The sequence below is a fragment of the Nitrospira sp. CR1.1 genome, from assembly GCA_014055465.1.
GTDB lineage: Bacteria > Nitrospirota > Nitrospiria > Nitrospirales > Nitrospiraceae > Nitrospira_A.
Window position 1 is genome coordinate 95,888 of record WIAF01000009.1, and the last position, 16,763, is coordinate 112,650.

The 16,763-nt window shown below is 60.6% G+C and carries 14 protein-coding genes; 5 read left to right on the top strand and 9 right to left on the bottom strand.

Features of this window, described 5'->3' with window-relative positions; translation table 11 throughout:
- Positions 1-22: 22 nt before the first annotated feature.
- From msbA to bamA, 9 genes are all read right to left on the bottom strand, one after another.
- A complete protein-coding gene (gene msbA / locus GDA65_15385) occupies positions 23-1,768 on the bottom strand; it encodes a lipid A export permease/ATP-binding protein MsbA (protein ID MBA5864077.1) in 1,746 nt (581 codons plus the stop codon).
- Positions 1,756-2,889, bottom strand: coding sequence for a lipid-A-disaccharide synthase (gene lpxB / locus GDA65_15390; protein MBA5864078.1), 1,134 nt, complete (start codon positions 2,887-2,889; stop codon positions 1,756-1,758). The genes msbA and lpxB overlap by 13 nt, the downstream gene beginning before the upstream one ends.
- A gap of 39 nt (positions 2,890-2,928) precedes the next feature.
- Positions 2,929-3,918 carry a gfo/Idh/MocA family oxidoreductase gene (locus GDA65_15395; GenBank protein MBA5864079.1) on the bottom strand — a complete coding sequence of 330 codons (990 nt, stop codon included), beginning with the start codon at positions 3,916-3,918 and terminating at the stop codon, positions 2,929-2,931.
- 52 nt (positions 3,919-3,970) lie between these two features.
- Positions 3,971-4,813 (bottom strand): DUF1009 domain-containing protein, encoded by an 843-nt coding sequence (locus tag GDA65_15400; GenBank protein MBA5864080.1) that lies wholly within the window; start codon positions 4,811-4,813, stop codon positions 3,971-3,973.
- A 5-nt stretch (positions 4,814-4,818) separates the two neighbouring features.
- The gene (gene lpxA / locus GDA65_15405; GenBank protein MBA5864081.1) at positions 4,819-5,628 is read right to left on the bottom strand and encodes an acyl-ACP--UDP-N-acetylglucosamine O-acyltransferase; all 810 of its coding nucleotides are present in this window, start codon (positions 5,626-5,628) and stop codon (positions 4,819-4,821) included.
- 130 nt (positions 5,629-5,758) lie between these two features.
- On the bottom strand, positions 5,759-6,208 hold the full coding sequence (gene fabZ / locus GDA65_15410) for a 3-hydroxyacyl-ACP dehydratase FabZ (protein MBA5864082.1): 450 nt from the start codon (positions 6,206-6,208) through the stop codon (positions 5,759-5,761).
- 42 nt (positions 6,209-6,250) lie between these two features.
- On the bottom strand, positions 6,251-6,787 hold the full coding sequence (locus GDA65_15415; protein ID MBA5864083.1) for a hypothetical protein: 537 nt from the start codon (positions 6,785-6,787) through the stop codon (positions 6,251-6,253).
- A 10-nt stretch (positions 6,788-6,797) separates the two neighbouring features.
- Positions 6,798-7,415 carry a hypothetical protein gene (locus GDA65_15420; GenBank protein ID MBA5864084.1) on the bottom strand — a complete coding sequence of 206 codons (618 nt, stop codon included), beginning with the start codon at positions 7,413-7,415 and terminating at the stop codon, positions 6,798-6,800.
- Complete coding sequence (gene bamA / locus GDA65_15425; protein MBA5864085.1) at positions 7,415-9,739, bottom strand: outer membrane protein assembly factor BamA; 2,325 nt, start codon at positions 9,737-9,739, stop codon at positions 7,415-7,417. Before bamA ends, GDA65_15420 begins: the two co-directional genes overlap by 1 nt.
- Before the next feature lie 315 nt (positions 9,740-10,054).
- Between bamA and galU the strand changes: the two genes are divergently transcribed.
- From galU to GDA65_15450, 5 genes are all read left to right on the top strand, one after another.
- Complete coding sequence (gene galU, locus GDA65_15430) at positions 10,055-10,981, top strand: UTP--glucose-1-phosphate uridylyltransferase GalU (protein ID MBA5864086.1); 927 nt, start codon at positions 10,055-10,057, stop codon at positions 10,979-10,981.
- A gap of 86 nt (positions 10,982-11,067) precedes the next feature.
- Positions 11,068-13,563 carry an endopeptidase La gene (gene lon, locus GDA65_15435; GenBank protein ID MBA5864087.1) on the top strand — a complete coding sequence of 832 codons (2,496 nt, stop codon included), beginning with the start codon at positions 11,068-11,070 and terminating at the stop codon, positions 13,561-13,563.
- 37 nt (positions 13,564-13,600) lie between these two features.
- Positions 13,601-14,680, top strand: coding sequence for a thiamine-phosphate kinase (thiL, locus tag GDA65_15440; protein ID MBA5864088.1), 1,080 nt, complete (start codon positions 13,601-13,603; stop codon positions 14,678-14,680).
- 23 nt (positions 14,681-14,703) lie between these two features.
- Positions 14,704-15,183 carry a DUF2062 domain-containing protein gene (locus GDA65_15445; protein ID MBA5864089.1) on the top strand — a complete coding sequence of 160 codons (480 nt, stop codon included), beginning with the start codon at positions 14,704-14,706 and terminating at the stop codon, positions 15,181-15,183.
- Between the two features lie 23 nt (positions 15,184-15,206).
- Entirely contained in the window at positions 15,207-16,628 is a 1,422-nt protein-coding gene (locus tag GDA65_15450) for an HD domain-containing protein (GenBank protein MBA5864090.1), read from the top strand.
- Positions 16,629-16,763 lie beyond the last annotated feature (135 nt).

Consider the following 16,763-nt stretch of genomic DNA (forward strand, 5'->3'; position numbering starts at 1 on the left):
TGTCTTCACGCCTACTTTCCGGTTACTGCGGAAGGGCGTCGGCAAACTGCATCGCATGCAGTCGCTTGTAGAGGCCGCCCTTGCGCAACAACTCGTCATGCGTGCCGATTTCCGCGACCGTGCCGTGATCGAGCACGACAATCCGGTCGGCATTTTGAATCGTCGACAACCGGTGTGCGACCACCAGGGTCGTCCGGTTCCGCATCAAATTGGAGAGAGCCATCTGCACGATGCGCTCCGACTGCGTGTCCAACGCCGAGGTCGCTTCATCCAGAATCAAAATCGGCGGGTCGCGCAAAATCGCCCGGGCAATCGCCAACCGTTGCCGCTCGCCGCCCGACAATTTGAGCCCGCGCTCGCCGATCAACGTATCGTAGCCGTCCGGCATGCGCGCGATAAAGTCATGCGCATAGGCCAGTTGCGCCGCCCGCGTCACGTCCTCGAGCGTCGCCCCCTGCCGCCCGTACCCGATGTTATTGCGGACCGTATCATCGAACAGCACCACTTCCTGCGACACAATCCCAATCTGCCCGCGCACTGACTGCAGGGTGCAGGTCCGGATATCCACCCCATCGATCAAAATTTGGCCGCCGCTCGGGTCGTAAAATCTCGGCAGCAGACTCACTAAGGTGGTCTTGCCGCTTCCGCTGCTGCCCACGAGCGCGATGACCTCTCCCGCCCGTATCGTCAAATCGATGGCCTTCAGCGCCGCATCCCCCTGCCCTTCATACTGGAAGGCGACCTGCCGGAATTCGAGCGAACGGGAAATCAACGGCAACTCCGTCTGTCCGCCGTTGGCCACCTGTTCGGTCGGAAGATCCAGCACGTCAAAGACCCGCTCGGCGGCCGCGAGCGCCTGCTGCACCGTGTTATTGGCGCCGGACAGCCTTCGAATCGGCGTGTAGGCCATGAACATCGCGGCCAAGAAGGAAAAGAAGGCGCCGGGAGTCATTTCGTCGTGAATCACCAGATAGCCGCCGTACCAGATGATCCCCGCCACCCCGAGCACACCGATGACTTCCATATGGGAAGACCCCAGGGAAGACACCTGGATGGCCTTCATCGTCGTGTGGATGAACGCATCGTTGCTCTGACGAAACCGCTTGGCCTCGTCTTCCTCCCGGCCGAAGGATTTCACCATCCGGATACCGGCCAGGGCCTCCTGGAGCGTCGAGGCCATGTCGCCCATGCGCTCCTGGCCGCGTGTGGCGAGCCCTCGCAACTTCTTCCCCATGCGCGCCATCGTGACCACCGAGAGCGGCACGACGATCATCGACACCATGGCCAACTTCCAATTCTGGTAGATGATCACCCCGATCATGGCCAGAAACGTCAGCCCTTGCTGAAACAAATCTTTCAAGACACCGGCCACGGCGTTGGCCATTTGATTCACATCGTTGATGACGCGCGAGACAAGCCGCCCGGAGGTATTCGTATCATGGAAGCGGACCGGCAGCCGAACCAGTTTCGAGAAGAGCTGCTCCCTGATGTCGCCGATGACCTGGTTGCCGACATAATTCATCAAATAGTTCTGCCCGTAGTTGAACACGCCTTTGAGCACGGCCACGGCCAGAATCGCCACGGGCAGGACGAGGAGCAGGCTTTCGTCCTTGCTGATGAACAGGCCGTCGAGGACCGGGCGCACCAGCCAGGCATAGGCGGCGGACAGGCCGGCCACGAGCAGCGCGCAGACGAATGCGGCGGCCAATCGGAATCGATAGGGGTTCAGATAGGTGAGGAGGCGAAGATAGTGTTTCATGATCGGCACTCGGCCAGCACGGCTTCCGCTGCCCGTCGGGAAGCCCCCGGTGTTCCCAACGCCTGGCGCACCGACAGCAGGGCGGCCTTCATCTCCGCATAGGCGCGCGGATCCGCCAACAGCCGCTCGGTCTCTTGAACCAGCCGTTCCGCGGTGGCTTCGTCATGAATCAGCTCCGGCACGATTCCCTTGCCTGCGACCAGATTCGCCAGCCCGATCCAGGGCACCCGAATCAACAACCTCGCCAACCGGTAGGTGATCCAGGAAGGGGCCCGATAGAACAATATCATGGGTGTTCCCACCACCGCCGCTTGCAACGTCGAGGTGCCCGATTTGACGACCAGCAGATCCGACGCGGCCATCACTTCACTGGCCTGGTTGCGAAAGACCTGAATGGGAACCGGACTGCCCTTCAGCAGATCGGCAAGAAACTGATCCTGCACCGATGACGCTTGCGCCAGAATGAACTGCATGGTCGGGTGGCGTTGCGCGAGCCGCGTCACCGTCTCCAGCAACAGCGGGATATGTTCCAGCAATTCGGCCTTGCGGCTGCCCGGAAACAGCCCGATGACCGGCCCCGTATCCGATAACCCAAACTGGCGGCGCAGCGCGTCCCGGTCATATGATGGCGCCACTTCGTCGAGAATCGGATTGCCGACAAACGTGCAGCGCACGCCGGCTTTCTTATAGAGCGGTTCCTCGAACGGGAGAATCGCGAGGACATGGTCGACCCGCTGTTGAATCCAACGCATCCGGCCCCGGCGCCAAGCCCACACTTGTGGCGCAATGTAGTAGATGACTTTCAGCCCGCAGGCCCGGGCGACGCGGGCAAAATGGAAGTTGAGTCCGGGATTATCGATCAACACGACGAGGTCCCAGCGTTCGCCTTTGATCAAGGCGCGGATACGGGAAATCCTCTGCAGCATGGTCTTCACCGCCGACAGACCGATGAGTCCCATCACATCCAATTGAGGAATATCCTTCACGAGTTCCGCGCCGGCCGCCCGCATGGAGGCGCCGCCGATTCCCACGATCTGGAGCGGCGGAGACAGTTCCTTCAACGCCTTGACCAAATGGGCTCCGTGGAGATCGCCGGAAGCCTCTCCGGTGACGATTAGGATACGCGGCATGTCGCTCTGCTCAGGCGGACCAACACCGATATGGCGCTCCTAGAGACTGTCATGACCGAATGCCGCCGCGGACACCTCGCCGGCGGAATGGCGTTGCGTGAATTGACCGATAGCGTCCAAGACCCGGGCAGCCAGATTGAGCGCAGCCTCGCCATCCTCCCCCGACACGACCGGACGCGATCCGGTCGCCACCGCCTGAACGAAGGACTCCAGTTCCAATCGCAACGGTTCGTCATCCCCCGCCTGAAAGGTTTCGACATCGATCGTCGGCCGCGGCCCGCGGCCTTGCACGCGACGCGACACCATGGCCTGACGCGTTTGAAAATCGATCGAGACATAGCAGTCGCGCTGAAAGAACCGTAATCGGCGCATCTTGTTCGTGGAGACGCGGCTCGCCGTCAGGTTCGCGACGCATCCGCTCGCAAAGGCGATACGGGCATTGGCGATATCGATATTGGACGAGAGCACGGGCACCCCGGCGGCGCGGACTTCCTCCACCGGCCCGGGATGAAACGACAGCACGAGATCCAGATCGTGAATCATCAGATCCAGCACCACATCGACATCGGTGCCCCGCTCGCCGAAGGCGCTGAGCCGATGGCCTTCAATGAAGGCGGGACGTTCGATAGAGGACCGCATGCGCTGCATGATCGGATTGAACCGCTCGCTATGTCCGACCTGCAACACACATCCGCGCCGCGCGGCGAGGTCAACCAACTCGCGGGCCTCGGCCGAGGTCACGGCAATCGGTTTTTCAACCAGGACATGCTTGCCGGCTTCCAGGCAGGCCTTGGCAGCCGTAAAATGGGCAGAGGTCGGGGCGGCCACGCTGACGAGATCGACCTGCTTCAACAAATCGGCGAGATGCGTCCAGGCCTTCGCGCCATGACGCTCGGCGATCAGCTTGGCGCGATCCGGCGACGCATCATACACGCCGGCCAGCGTGACGCCCGGCAGCGTCGCATAATGCCGCGCATGGTGCTGCCCGAGATGGCCGACGCCGATCACCCCGGCACGAAGCGCCGTCATCGCGCCCTCTGCCGTCCGACGAGGCCGGCTTCTCTATCCATCGCGATTGGTTTCATGTCATCCCGACGATGGCAATCCCGGCGCGGTTTGCCTTCGCAATCGTGTCGTCGCGATCCAGCAGAATGCCGCGGCCCGCCTCCAATGCCAGCACGGAGGCCTTGACGCTTTCCATCACCTCGATCGTACGCGGGCCGACGGCGGGAAGATCAAACCGGAGATCCTGCTGGGGTTTGCATCGCTTGACGACCACCGCCCCCCCTTGTGCCAATTCACCGCCACGGCGAATGGCTCCGTCCGTGCCTTCCACGGCTTCGACCGCCACGATCACGCGATCTTTCACCACGACGCACTGCCCGATGTCGAGCGCGCCGATCTGCTTGCCCACGTCCCAGCCATAGCGGATATCGTCCCACTCCTTTTTACTCGGCTCGCGCCGCGTCAGCGTGCCCGCTTCGACAAGAATTCCTTGCAGCCCGAAGGTCGACTCGCAAATGCGAATGCCTTCCTGCTCGATTTCCTCGGCGACCCGGCGAAGAATGTCGTCATCCTTGAGGTGAATCAGTTTGGCGGCCAGGGCCAAGGCGCGAAAGTCCGGGCGGACCGTGGAGAAGACGTGCGTCTTCTTGATGCCGCCCAGCATGACGGCCTGCTGCACGCCGTCTCCCTTGAGCGCGTCGATCAACTTGCCGAACTGTCCGATCTTGATCCAGTGAATCTGATCGACGTGCTGCGCCAACTCCGGATCGGTTTCCCCTTCATGCGCCACCGCAAAGACGGTGTACCCGAGGCGTTTCGCATTGTCGGCGAAGATGATCGGAAACCGGCCGTTCCCCGCGATCAGTCCGATCCGCCGGCCCTCGGGAGCCTGACCGTCATGCCCTGCATGCCCGCCCACCCGCGTTATTCCTCTTCGCCTTCCTGATCCTTGCCCACCGATCGGCAAATACCCCGTTTCGTCCCCTGCATGAAATCGGCGACCTGCATGACATCCTGGCTCGCACCGAACTGCTCTCGCGCCAGTTTGACGGCTTCCGCCACACGATGCCCGGAGCGAAAGAGCACCTCGTAGGCCTTCTTCAACGCCGCAATCCGTTCGGCCGAGAATCCATGCCGGCGCAGACCGATCGAGTTCAGTCCATACATGCGGGCGCGGTAGCCGCCGGCGGCCCGCATAAACGGGGGGAGGTCTTGGCCAAGCGCGCAACAGCCCCCCACCATGGCATAGGCGCCGATGCGCACGAACTGGTGAATGCCGGAGAGCCCGCCGATGATGGCATGGTCGCCGATGGAAATATGCCCGGCCAAACTGGCCGCATTCGCCAGGATGAGATGATTGCCCAGATGGCAGTCGTGCGCCACATGCACATAGGCCATCAGAAAATTGGAATGGCCCACGGTGGTCACGCCCCCGCCCTGCACGGTTGCCCGATTGACGGTCACATACTCGCGGAGAATGTTGTCGTGGCCGATCACCACCTTCGTCGGCTCGCCCTTATACTGCATGTGCTGAGGCGGCCCGCCCACCGACACGAAGGGATGCAGTTCGCACCGTTCCCCGATATCGGTCCACCCGTCGATCGACACATGGGACAGGACGCGCGTACCGGCGCCGATGGTGACATGCTCACCGACAACGGAATAGGCTCCGACTTCCACATCATCTGCGAGCACCGCTTTCGGATGGATCACCGCGGTCGGATGAATCTTCACTCACACCTCCTCGCCCTCTGGCAGGCCGCCGGAACACCCCTCAGCACGAGCATTCCGCTGAACGGTCTTGTGCGCAGCCTGCGGTTCCCGTGCACTCCCCGGCCTGTCCGGCCCGGGGAAATCCGGCGCGCTATCCCGCCGCTTTTTCGTCCATCACCATGGCCGTCACTTCCGCCTCGCAGACCAATTCGGCCTCGACAAAGGCTTTCCCCTGCATCTTCCAGAAGGGCGCGCGTTTCTTGAGCACATCCACTTCCAGGCGCAGAATATCGCCGGGAACGACAGGCTTCCGGAACTTCGCTCCATCGATTCCGGTCAGGTAGACGACCGGACGCCCGACTGCGCCCAGCGACTTGAACGCGAGCACGCCGCCGACCTGGGCTAACGCCTCGAGGATCAGCACCCCCGGCATGACCGGCCGCCCGGGAAAGTGCCCCTGAAAAAACGGTTCGTTGATCGTCACATTTTTGATGCCCACAATCCGGCGATCAGGATCGAGTTCGCGAATGCGGTCGACCAGCAAAAAGGGATACCGGTGGGGAAGGATCGATTGAATCTCAACGCTGTCCATCACTGACATCAGCCCCGCCTCCTGTGTTGCGTAGACGATTACGACCGGCGGCTACTTGTTCTGCCGATCGAACTCCTTGATGATCTGTTCCGTCAGATCGACCGACGGATGACTATAGATCACAATCTTGACCGTCGATTCGCTCCCCCGATCCAGGACGGCCGTATACCCTTCCTTCTGCGCGACCGTCGCCGCCGCGGCCTGAATCTTCAGGGCATACTCCGCCACCATGCCGCGCTGTTTTTCCTGCACCTCACGATTGAAATCCTGAATCCGGCGCTGGTAGGCCTCAAGTTTGGTTCTGAAGTGCTCTTGCTTCTCCTTGCGCGCGTCCTCCGACAAGGAGCCCTCCTGCATGCTCTTTTCCAGCTCCTTCAATTCCTGGTCGTCGGAGTCGATGATCTTTTGGCGCGTCGTGGAATAACTCTTGAGTTCTTCCAGGGCGCGTTTCCCCGCCACGCTGCGTTCGATGACCTGTTGCTGATCCATCATCGCCACCTTGATGCGGTCTGCAGCCGACGCCGGCTGCGCCCCCCATGCCACAAGCACCGGCAGAACACCGGCCGCCATCCAATTGCGTACATTCATGGAATCCCTCTCATGGATACGTTTTGTTGAATTCCTCGATCACCTGCGACGACACATCCACCGCCTCATCGAAATAGAGGGTCGGTCCTCCGCGCCCGCGGTCGAATACCGCCTGCAACTCCAGCTGCTTGGCCACCTTGCCCGACAAGGCTTCGATCTTGTCCCGGAACGCGTCCAGGACTTCCTTCTGCTTATCCTGCACTTCGCGATTCAGATCGGTCACCTTCTGTTGATATTCCGCCATCCGGCGCCGGAACTGTTCTTCGCGTTCACGCTTGGCGGGTGCGCTGAGCACGCTGCCCTGCTTGACGAAGTCTTCTTCCATCCGGCGAAGTTCCTTTTCCTCCAGCTCGATCAGCGCCTGCCGGTTCTTGGCAAACGACGCCAGCATATCCTTGGCTTTTTTGCCGGCGTTGGTTTCAGCCAGGATACGCTGCGGATCGACCACGCCGATGCGGGTGGATGCCGGCACCGTCGAGTGATTCGACCGGCACCCGCCGGCCAGCAGCGTGATGGCCAGAAGCGCCAGACACAATCCGTTCCTCCCGGCTCCGCTGAAGCGTCCCCAACCCAGCAGTCCACGCATCTGTCCAATTCCTTTCCCACTCCCGCGACGCACAGCCGGCATCAGAACAACGATCCGATCGTAAACTCAAAGACACCCATACGCTCGGTCGGCCGGGGATCGAGGTTGATTCCATAGGCTGCCCGCAACGGACCGAACGGGGAAATCCACCTGGCCTCAAATCCCGCCGCACTCCGCAGCTTGCTGAATTGCACCGGCTCGTTGTCGTCGAATCCGTTTCCGTAATCGAAGAAGAACACGCCGTTCAACTTCGCTTCGGACGAAATCGTGAAGATAAAGTCGTTGTTAAAAATAAGCTCCTTCGCAGAACCCAGGAGCGAGCCCGACGGTGTCACGGGGCCCGCCCGGCCGAACACAAACCCGCGCATCGTATTGATGCCTCCGACGAAGAACCGCTCGGTGAGGGGAATGGGCCGGCCCCCGATCCCCTCTGTCTGCCCGTACCGGACATGCACCGAGAACCGCGTGTCATAGACCAGCGGCGTGTACTTGATGACGTCGAAGTACACTTTATAGAAATGGTTCGATCCCCCCAGCGCGGGCGTCCCGTAGTCGGCGCCGACGCTGAGGCGCCACCCGGTGCGGGGATCCAGATAATAGTCGCGCGTGTCGCGAAACAGTGACGTGCGGATCCCGGTTGACGATTGCGTCCCGAGCTGACGGCAGATCAACGGGATCAGATCCGGGCACAATCCCGCCTGCGGATCGCTGTACTTCAGCTGCTCGCCGAAGAGGCTGATACTCCCGTTCACATACTCCGACAACCATCGGCTCCAGGTGGCGCTGGCGCCAGACTTGGACTCGAAGTAGGAAATATAGTTGGTCATGGACCGGTAAATATCCAGCTGAAGGGCGTTGTAGGAATCGTTCACATAGGGATTCCGGAACGTGACGAGTCCTAATGAGCGCTGCTGACCCAATTGCCCGCGGATACGGCCCAGCCAGCCGTTCCCGCCAAGGTTCCCTTCCGTGATATCCGCAATCGCCACCAGTTTATCCAGGGTGCTGAATCCGCCGCCGATGCTGAACTGGCCAGTGGGTTTTTCTTTGACCTTCACATTGAGGTCGACCTTATCGACATCGACCTGCTGGGGAAGAATTTCCACCGTTTCAAAAAAGTTGAGGTTGTTCAACCGCTGGAAACTGCGCTTCAAGGCCAGCGTATCGATGACATCCTGCTCATCCAGGCGCAGTTCCCGGCGCACGACGTTGTCGCGCGTCTTATCGTTCCCGGTGACATGGATCTCCCGGATCCGCATCATCTCCCCCTCTTTGATATTGAGGGTGATCGTGGCCGTGCGCGCGTTGTTGTCCGGCGTCACGTTCGGCACGACATCCGAGAAGACGTAGCCCTTCGCTCCGTAGAGATCGGTGATGCGGGTGATTTCGCCGCGAATCTTGGCCCGCTGAAAGATTTCGCCCGGACGGATGCCCAACCCTTCCCGCAATTCATGGTCTTCAAAGACCGTATTGCCGCGGAAGCCGACCTCTTGCACGATGAACGGCTCACCTTCAACGACCGAATAGCTGATCTCGAACCACTTCTTATCGTCGCTCAATTCCAGCGTCGGCTGGCTGATCTGCACGTTGAGGTAGCCCTTGTTCAGGTAGACTTCACGAATACGCTCGATATCGTTGCCGAGTTCCTCGCGCTTCAGAACGCCGGCATCCGACAGCAGCGACGGGAGCTTGAACTGCGTCACCAGGCCGTACCAGGGAATCCATTCGCGCGTCGCCGTCACCTTAAACACTTCTTCCTTGGTCACCGCTCGCATACCTTCAAAATTGATCCGACGGACTTTGGCCTTGGTCCCTTCCTTGATGAAATAGGTCAGCCGCTTGCGGTCCTCATCCACGGCTTGAATCACAGGAATGACCTGGCAATTGTAAAACCCGTCCTCCTGGTAGGCGAGGCGGATTTTCTCCGCGCTCTCTTTCGCCTGCTGCTGATCGAGAAAGGTCTGGCTCTTGATGGTGATCTTTTCTTTGAGCTTGTCGTCGCTCAATTCCTCGTTGCCATCGAACACAATCTCAGTGATGAACGGTTTCTCGCGAACGATGAAGCCGACAGACACGCCCCCGGCGGCCGAATCCGTTTCCACCTGCACATCCTCGAAATAGCCGGTTCCGTAGAGAATCTTGACCTGTTCCCGGAGCGCGTCAGGAGTAAACGGATCGTTGGCCTTGAGGGTGAGACGCCCCTGGATCGCCTGCAGTTCAATGCGCTTCTGACCACGGATGGTGACGGAACTGACCAGCGGTGCGCTCACTTGCGCTCGCACACCCTCTGCCTCGCCGATCGCGAACAGCGCCACCAGTGCAAGAACGAGAATCGGCGCCCACCGCCTGCCTCCCGACTTGGTCACCGCACTCCTTCCATACCGCCTGGGAGAGCAAGCACTGGTTCTCTCGACCCTCGAGATGAGAAATCGCCACGTTCCATGCCGCGCATCCTGCCCCGAACCGAAGGTCCGGCGAAGGCACGCGAACTGTCGCCATAAGAGTCACCGATGCGCCGCGTTCATTGCAACACCACCGCACATCCGCAGAAAAACTCTCGGATTATATTAACCGCGTTTTTCAATGTAAAGGAGTTTCCCCGCATCGCGGCGCGCCGGCAGCGATCGAAAAGAGCCGGCGAAATCTTGACTTCATGTACCCCATCACATACTATCGCCGGTATGACAAGAACAGACGTACGTAAAGCGATTATTCCCGCTGCCGGCCTGGGCACACGATTTCTTCCCGCCACCAAAGCCTCCCCGAAAGAGATGCTGCCGCTGGTCGACAAACCGCTGATTCAGTACGTCGTCGAAGAAGCGGTCGCATCCGGCATCGAAGACATCATCGTCATCACGGGGCGGGGCAAGCGCGCCATCGAAGACCACTTCGATCGTTCCCTTGAGCTGGAAGAAAATCTGAAGGGCAGCGGCAAAGGGCAGGTCCTCAACCTGATGCGGCACATTTCCAATCTGGCGAACTTCTGCTACGTCCGCCAGCCGGAAGCCATGGGGTTGGGACATGCCGTCTTGTGCGCGCAACATCTGATCGGCGACGAACCCTTCGCCGTCATCCTGGGCGATGAGATCATCGATGCGGCGGTCCCCGGGCTCGCACAATTGATCCATATCTACAAGCAACGCAAAGGCGCCGTGCTCGGCGTGCAGGAAGTGCCGCAACAGGAAGTCAGCCGCTACGGCATCATCTCGGCGCGCAAGGTGCGCAGCGGGCTGCACCGCGTCGACGACCTCGTCGAAAAACCTGCGCCTGCCGATGCGCCCTCGAACCTGGCCGTCATCGGACGATACGTGCTGCCGCCTGAAATTTTTCCGATCCTCCGCAAGACCCCCCCGGGCAAGAACGGAGAAATCCAATTGACGGATGCCCTGAGGCAACTCGTGAAGAACACGCCGATGTTCGCGCATGAAGTCGAGGGGCAGCGGCATGACGCCGGCGACAAACTCGGATTTCTCATCGCCACCGTGGAGCTGGCCCTGAAGAACCCGTCCCTGGGACCTGCATTCGGCGATTTCCTGCAACAGCGGCTCCGACCGACCACCGCCGACGTCCGCCGGCGCGGCCAGGGTCGAGGACGCGCGACGACCTAGCCCCGGGCATGATGGATCACCGCCACCCGAACCGTGCCACCGCCCAACATCGTCACTGAGACCATACACCAGCAGACTGGAGCCTCATGGCTGAAGCAGTAGAACAAGATTTTTCAAGCAACCAGAACCTTGAACCGCCGGATCAGCTGCCTCTCCTGCCCGTCCGAGATATTGTCGTCTTTCCCTATATGGTGCTCCCGCTGTTCGTCGGGCGTGAAATGTCCATCAAGGCGATCGAAGCGGCGCTGGCCGGCAACCGGATGTTGTTCCTCGCGACACAAAAATCCCTGGATGTGGAAAACCCGCAGCCGGAGGATATTCATGCGGTCGGCACCGTGGGCATCATCATGCGGATGCTCAAACTCCCCGACGAGCGGATCAAGATCCTGGTGCAGGGCCTCGCCAAGGGCCGGATCGAAGAATACATCCAGAACGACCCGTACTACTCCGTCAAGATCGAAAAACTCGTCGAGACGAAGCAGCCCGGCTCCACACTGGAGACCGAGGCGGTCATGCGCACCGTCAAGGAACAGATCGAAAAAATCGTCAGCCTCGGCAAGGTGCTGATCCCGGACGTAATGGTCGTGATCGAAAACCTCGAGGACCCGGGACGCCTCGCCGACATGGTGGCCTCCAACCTCGGGTTGAAAGTCGACATCACCCAGGCTGTCCTGGAAATTGTGGACCCGATCCAGCGGCTGCGGCAGATCAGCGAAATTCTCGCGAAGGAAATCGATGTCCTCTCGATGCAGCAGAAAATTCAGGCGCAGGCCAAGGGAGAGATGGACAAGACCCAGCGCGAATATTTCCTGCGCGAGCAACTGAAAGCCATCCAAAAAGAACTCGGCGAATTGGACGAACGGGCGGAGGAAGTGGCCGAATTCCGCAAGCGCATCAAAGACGCCAAGATGCCCGAGAAAGTTCTGCGGGAAACCGAAAAACAGCTCAAGCGGCTGGAGAAGATGCATCCGGACACGGCCGAATCGGCCACCGTCCGCACGTATTTGGAATGGATGGTCGAGCTACCCTGGAATAAAAAGTCGAAAGACAATCTCGACCTGAAAGCCGCGATGAAGGTCCTGAACGAGGACCACTACGATCTGGAGAAAGTCAAAGAACGCATCGTCGAATACCTGGCCGTGCGCAAGCTGAAAGAGAAAATGAAGGGCCCGATTCTGTGCTTCGTGGGCCCGCCCGGCGTCGGCAAAACCTCGCTGGGAAAATCCATCGCGCGCGCCCTGGGACGCGAATTCGTGCGGATCAGCCTGGGCGGCGTGCGGGACGAGGCCGAAATTCGCGGCCATCGCCGGACCTACGTCGGCGCCCTGCCGGGACGGATCATTCAAGGCATGAAGCAGGCGGGCACGAACAACCCGGTCTTCATGCTCGACGAAGTCGACAAGGTCGGCATGGATTTTCGCGGCGACCCGTCGGCGGCGCTCCTGGAAGTGCTGGACCCCGAGCAGAACAGCACGTTCACCGATCACTATCTCGGCGTGCCGTTTGATTTGACGGAAGTCATGTTCGTCACGACGGCGAACCTCATGGATCCGATTCTCCCCGCTCTCCGGGATCGCATGGAAGTTATCGATATTCCGGGGTACACGGAAGAGGAAAAACTCGGCATCGCGCAGAAATACCTCATTCCGCGCCAGATGAACGAGCATGGGATCACCGGGAAACACATCCGCGTCTCAGAGACGGCGATTCGCCACGTGATTTCTCATTACACGCGCGAGGCCGGCGTCCGCAATCTGGAGCGCGAGATCGCCAACCTCATGCGGAAAGTGGCCAAGAAGGTCGCCGAAGGCAAGGCCGAGTGCCATGCCATCGATCAGACCAACCTGAATAAATTTTTAGGTGTGGCGAAATTCATTCCCGAGGCAGAACTGGAAATGGACGAAATCGGCGTCGCCACAGGCCTCGCCTGGACCGAAAGCGGCGGAGACGTCCTCTACATTGAAGCGACCGTGATGAAGGGCAAGGGCCAGCTCACGCTGACCGGCCATCTCGGCGACGTCATGAAAGAGTCGGCCCAAGCCGCCTTGAGTTATGTGCGGTCGCGAGAGAAGACGCTCGGCATCAACCCCGACCTCTTCGCCAAGAACGACATTCATATCCACGTGCCCGCCGGAGCGACGCCGAAAGACGGGCCCTCCGCCGGAATCACCATGGCGACGGCCATCGCGTCCGCCTTGGCCCAAATCCCCGTGCGGCGCGATCTTGCCATGACCGGAGAAATCACTCTCCGCGGGCGGGTCCTGCCGATCGGAGGTTTGAAGGAGAAGATCCTCGCGGCCAAACGGGCCAAACTTTCCACCGTCGCGCTGCCGAAACGCAACAAGAAGGATTTGGAAGAGATCCCCAAACATATCCTGAAGGGGATTGAATTGATTTTCGTGGATACGGTGGATGATGTCATCAAGGCCGCCTTGCGGCGGGCCCCCTCGCGCAAGGCCAGCGCCGCGGCGCCAACAACGCCGGTGAAGAAGGCCGGGCGTTCTGGCATCTCGAAGCGAAAGGCCGGCTCACCGCGGCGCGCGCGTCCCTTAACAGGGAACGCCCCGTCCCTGTCTCTTTAACCCGCCGCTGCATGAGCATCGCTGCCGCCATCACTCAATGCCCGGTACGGCGACCGGCCTGGAAGCAGGTGGATTGATGCCGCCGGGCCGATCCCGCCGGGCCGACAGAGTGCGCAGCGAGTTCGGCTTGATCCGGAGCCTGCAGGCGCAAGCCGCGCAACCGGACCCGCAAGTCTTCAAAGGAATCGGCGACGACACCGCGATCATCAAAACCTCGTCAACCGAATGGACCCTCATCACCACGGATCTTGTGGCGGAGGGGGTGCACTTCGATCCTGCCACCTCCTCATTTCGGGATATCGGCTACAGGGCGGCCATCGCCAATCTCAGCGACATCGCCGCGATGGGCGGCAGGCCGCGGTTCATGCTGGTCTCCATTGCGATCCCGCCGAGCTGCTCCACGGCGCAGATTCAGCACCTGTACCGCGGCATGATGCAGGCCGGATCTCCCTATCAGGTGCGCCTCATCGGCGGGGATACCTCGGCATCCAGGGGAGGGCTCTTTCTCAACATCACGCTCACCGGCGTCGTGAAACCGCGTCGGGTCCTGCTGCGGAGCGGCGCGCGCGTTGGAGACCGGCTCTATGTCACCGGGACCCTGGGCGACTCCCGCGCGGGACTCGACCTTCTGACGTCGCGCCGGCGGCCGACGCTCCGTCCGGCAGACGCCCGCTTTCTGCTGGCGCGCCATCACCGCCCGTCGGCCCGTATCGCGGAAGGAGTGTGGCTGGCCGAACAGCGACTCGCGGGCGCGGCCATCGACCTGTCCGACGGCCTGACCGGCGACCTTCGCCACATCTGCGAGGAAAGCGGGGTGGGCGCGGACGTCATCGCCGGCGCGCTGCCGATCTCACCTGCCTGTCGAGCCTACGCCCAGGCCCGCGGGCTCGACCCGGGGCAGATCGCGTTACAGGGCGGAGAGGATTATGAATTGCTGTTCACCGTCCCTCGCCGGCAACAATCCCGCTTTGACCGACTGGCCGGGAAGACCGGGTTTCGCATGACCTGCATCGGCTCGATCACGCCGGGAATGTCCGGCCTGCGCCTGCGGACGGAGGCGGGCGCCACACAACCGCTGCCGCTCACCAGCTACGAACATTTTCGAAGACCGTCGTAGCCGCATCGGCGCGACATCGCCTTATGGCCGACGTACGATCGCTCTTTCGCCAAATTCTGCATCTTGATGAATCGCCGCACCGGACCGCGCTAGCGTTTGCCGTCGGCGTCTTCATCGGCTTTTCGCCGGCATACGGCTTTCATATGGTCATGGTGGGGTTTTGCGCCTGGGCGTTCGGATGGAACGTCATCGCGCTGCTCGCCGGGGCATTCCTCAACAATCCCTGGACGCTCATCCCGATCCTCGGCGCCACATACTGGACCGGCGCGACCTTGCTCGGCAGGCGCGAATTTCCCACCTTCGATTGGAGTGACCTGTCATTGACGGGCATGTACCATCAGGTGGCGCCCCATGCCTGGCCGTTTGTGCTCGGGGGCATGGTCCTGAGCATCGCGGGCGGCCTGCTGGCTTATCCGGTGGCCTATGTGCTACTCACCAGATACCGCCGCGCGAGAGCAATGGAACGCCCCACCCATTTGCCCCCGCCGCCGGGGCTGGGCTAAGATTACTCGTCGGCCGCGAACCAATGAAGTTACCATCAGCCATTCCTCCGGCTCCGTATGACGGATCGGCCCTCATTGCCGATCCGATCCATGAATACGTGTCGTTCACCGTGCCCTATGCATCGCCCGACCCGTCGGAACGCACCGAAAAAGACCTGATCGATTCTCCCTGGGTTCAACGGCTGCGCTACATCTATCAGCTGCAAAGCGCCCGCTGGGTCTATCCGTCAGCCGAGCATACGCGGTTTGTGCACTCGTTGGGGACCATGCATGTGGCCGGACGATTCGCGCAGCACCTGTATCCGTTTTTGCGCAACGCCATCCCCGGCCTTCCCTCGGCCGCCTTTGTGGAGGAGTTCCTGCGCATCACGGCCCTCGTCCACGACATCGGCCATGGCCCGTTCTGTCATTTCTTCGATGATAACTATTTGCGCGGCTTCGGCCTCTCGCATGAGAAGCTCGGCCAGATCATCGTGCGCGAGCATCTCGGTCCGCTCATCAAGAAAATCCGCCGCAGCCCGTCGGGGCCGTTCGAGCGCGGCGAGGAGCTCAATCCTGACCACATCGCCCATGTCATCCTGAAGGAGAAGGGAAAGGACAACTCCAAAATTCCTCGCTGGATCAATGTCCTCCAACCGGTCATTGCAGGAAGTTATACCGCCGATAATCTGGACTACGTGCTGCGGGACGCGTACATGTGCGGGGTGGCGGTGGGGCCGGTCGATCTCACCCGGCTGATCCATTACACCATTATCACCGACAAAGGGTTCACCATCCATAAAACCGGCCTCCCGGCGCTCCATATGTTTTTGAATACCAGAATGTACTTGTATTCAAATGTGTATTTTCACCGGACGACCAGGGCCATCGACATTCATCTGCGCGACATTTTCGGGGACACCATGAAGCTGCTGTTCCCGTCGAATCCGGCCAAGCACATGGACGACTACCTGACGCTGACGGACTGGTCGTTGCTGGAAGATGTGCGGCGATGGAAAAAAGCCGGACAGGGCAGCCTGCGCCGCCTGCATCACGAGTGGGCGCATATCCTGAGCCGCGACGTGAAATGGAAAATGGCGTACAGCACGGTGCTCAAGGAAAAGGGGATCGAGCGGGGAATGGACTTTCCCAGCCACGAACAGTTTCAGCAACAGATTCAGAAAGCCTTGCCGTCCAAATTGCAGAATCTACCGTTCCGCGTTGATATGGCGCCGCTGGACCCGCGCCCGGATCCGAAGGATACACGCGGCATTCCCCTGCTCGTCTATGATCCCGGCACCAAGGGGCTCTCAACCGAGCCCTTGGAAGAGTTTCTTGATTTGCTGCCGACCAGGCTTGTACAATTTCGCATCTATGCGCTGGATCACGATCACGACGCCGCCTTGTCGAACGCCGCGGCCACCGTCCTCAATAAAACGTCCGCGAGCCTCGAAACGAATTTTTAAGGGTCCGTTCGGGCTGACCGGTCTGAAGCCCGGGCGGATAGTGTTTCATCCGCAAGAATTCCAAGCCTCGAATTAAATACCCTAGTGATTTCACTAGGGCCTATCGCATCTACTGGGTCCCCTTGTTCTTACTCA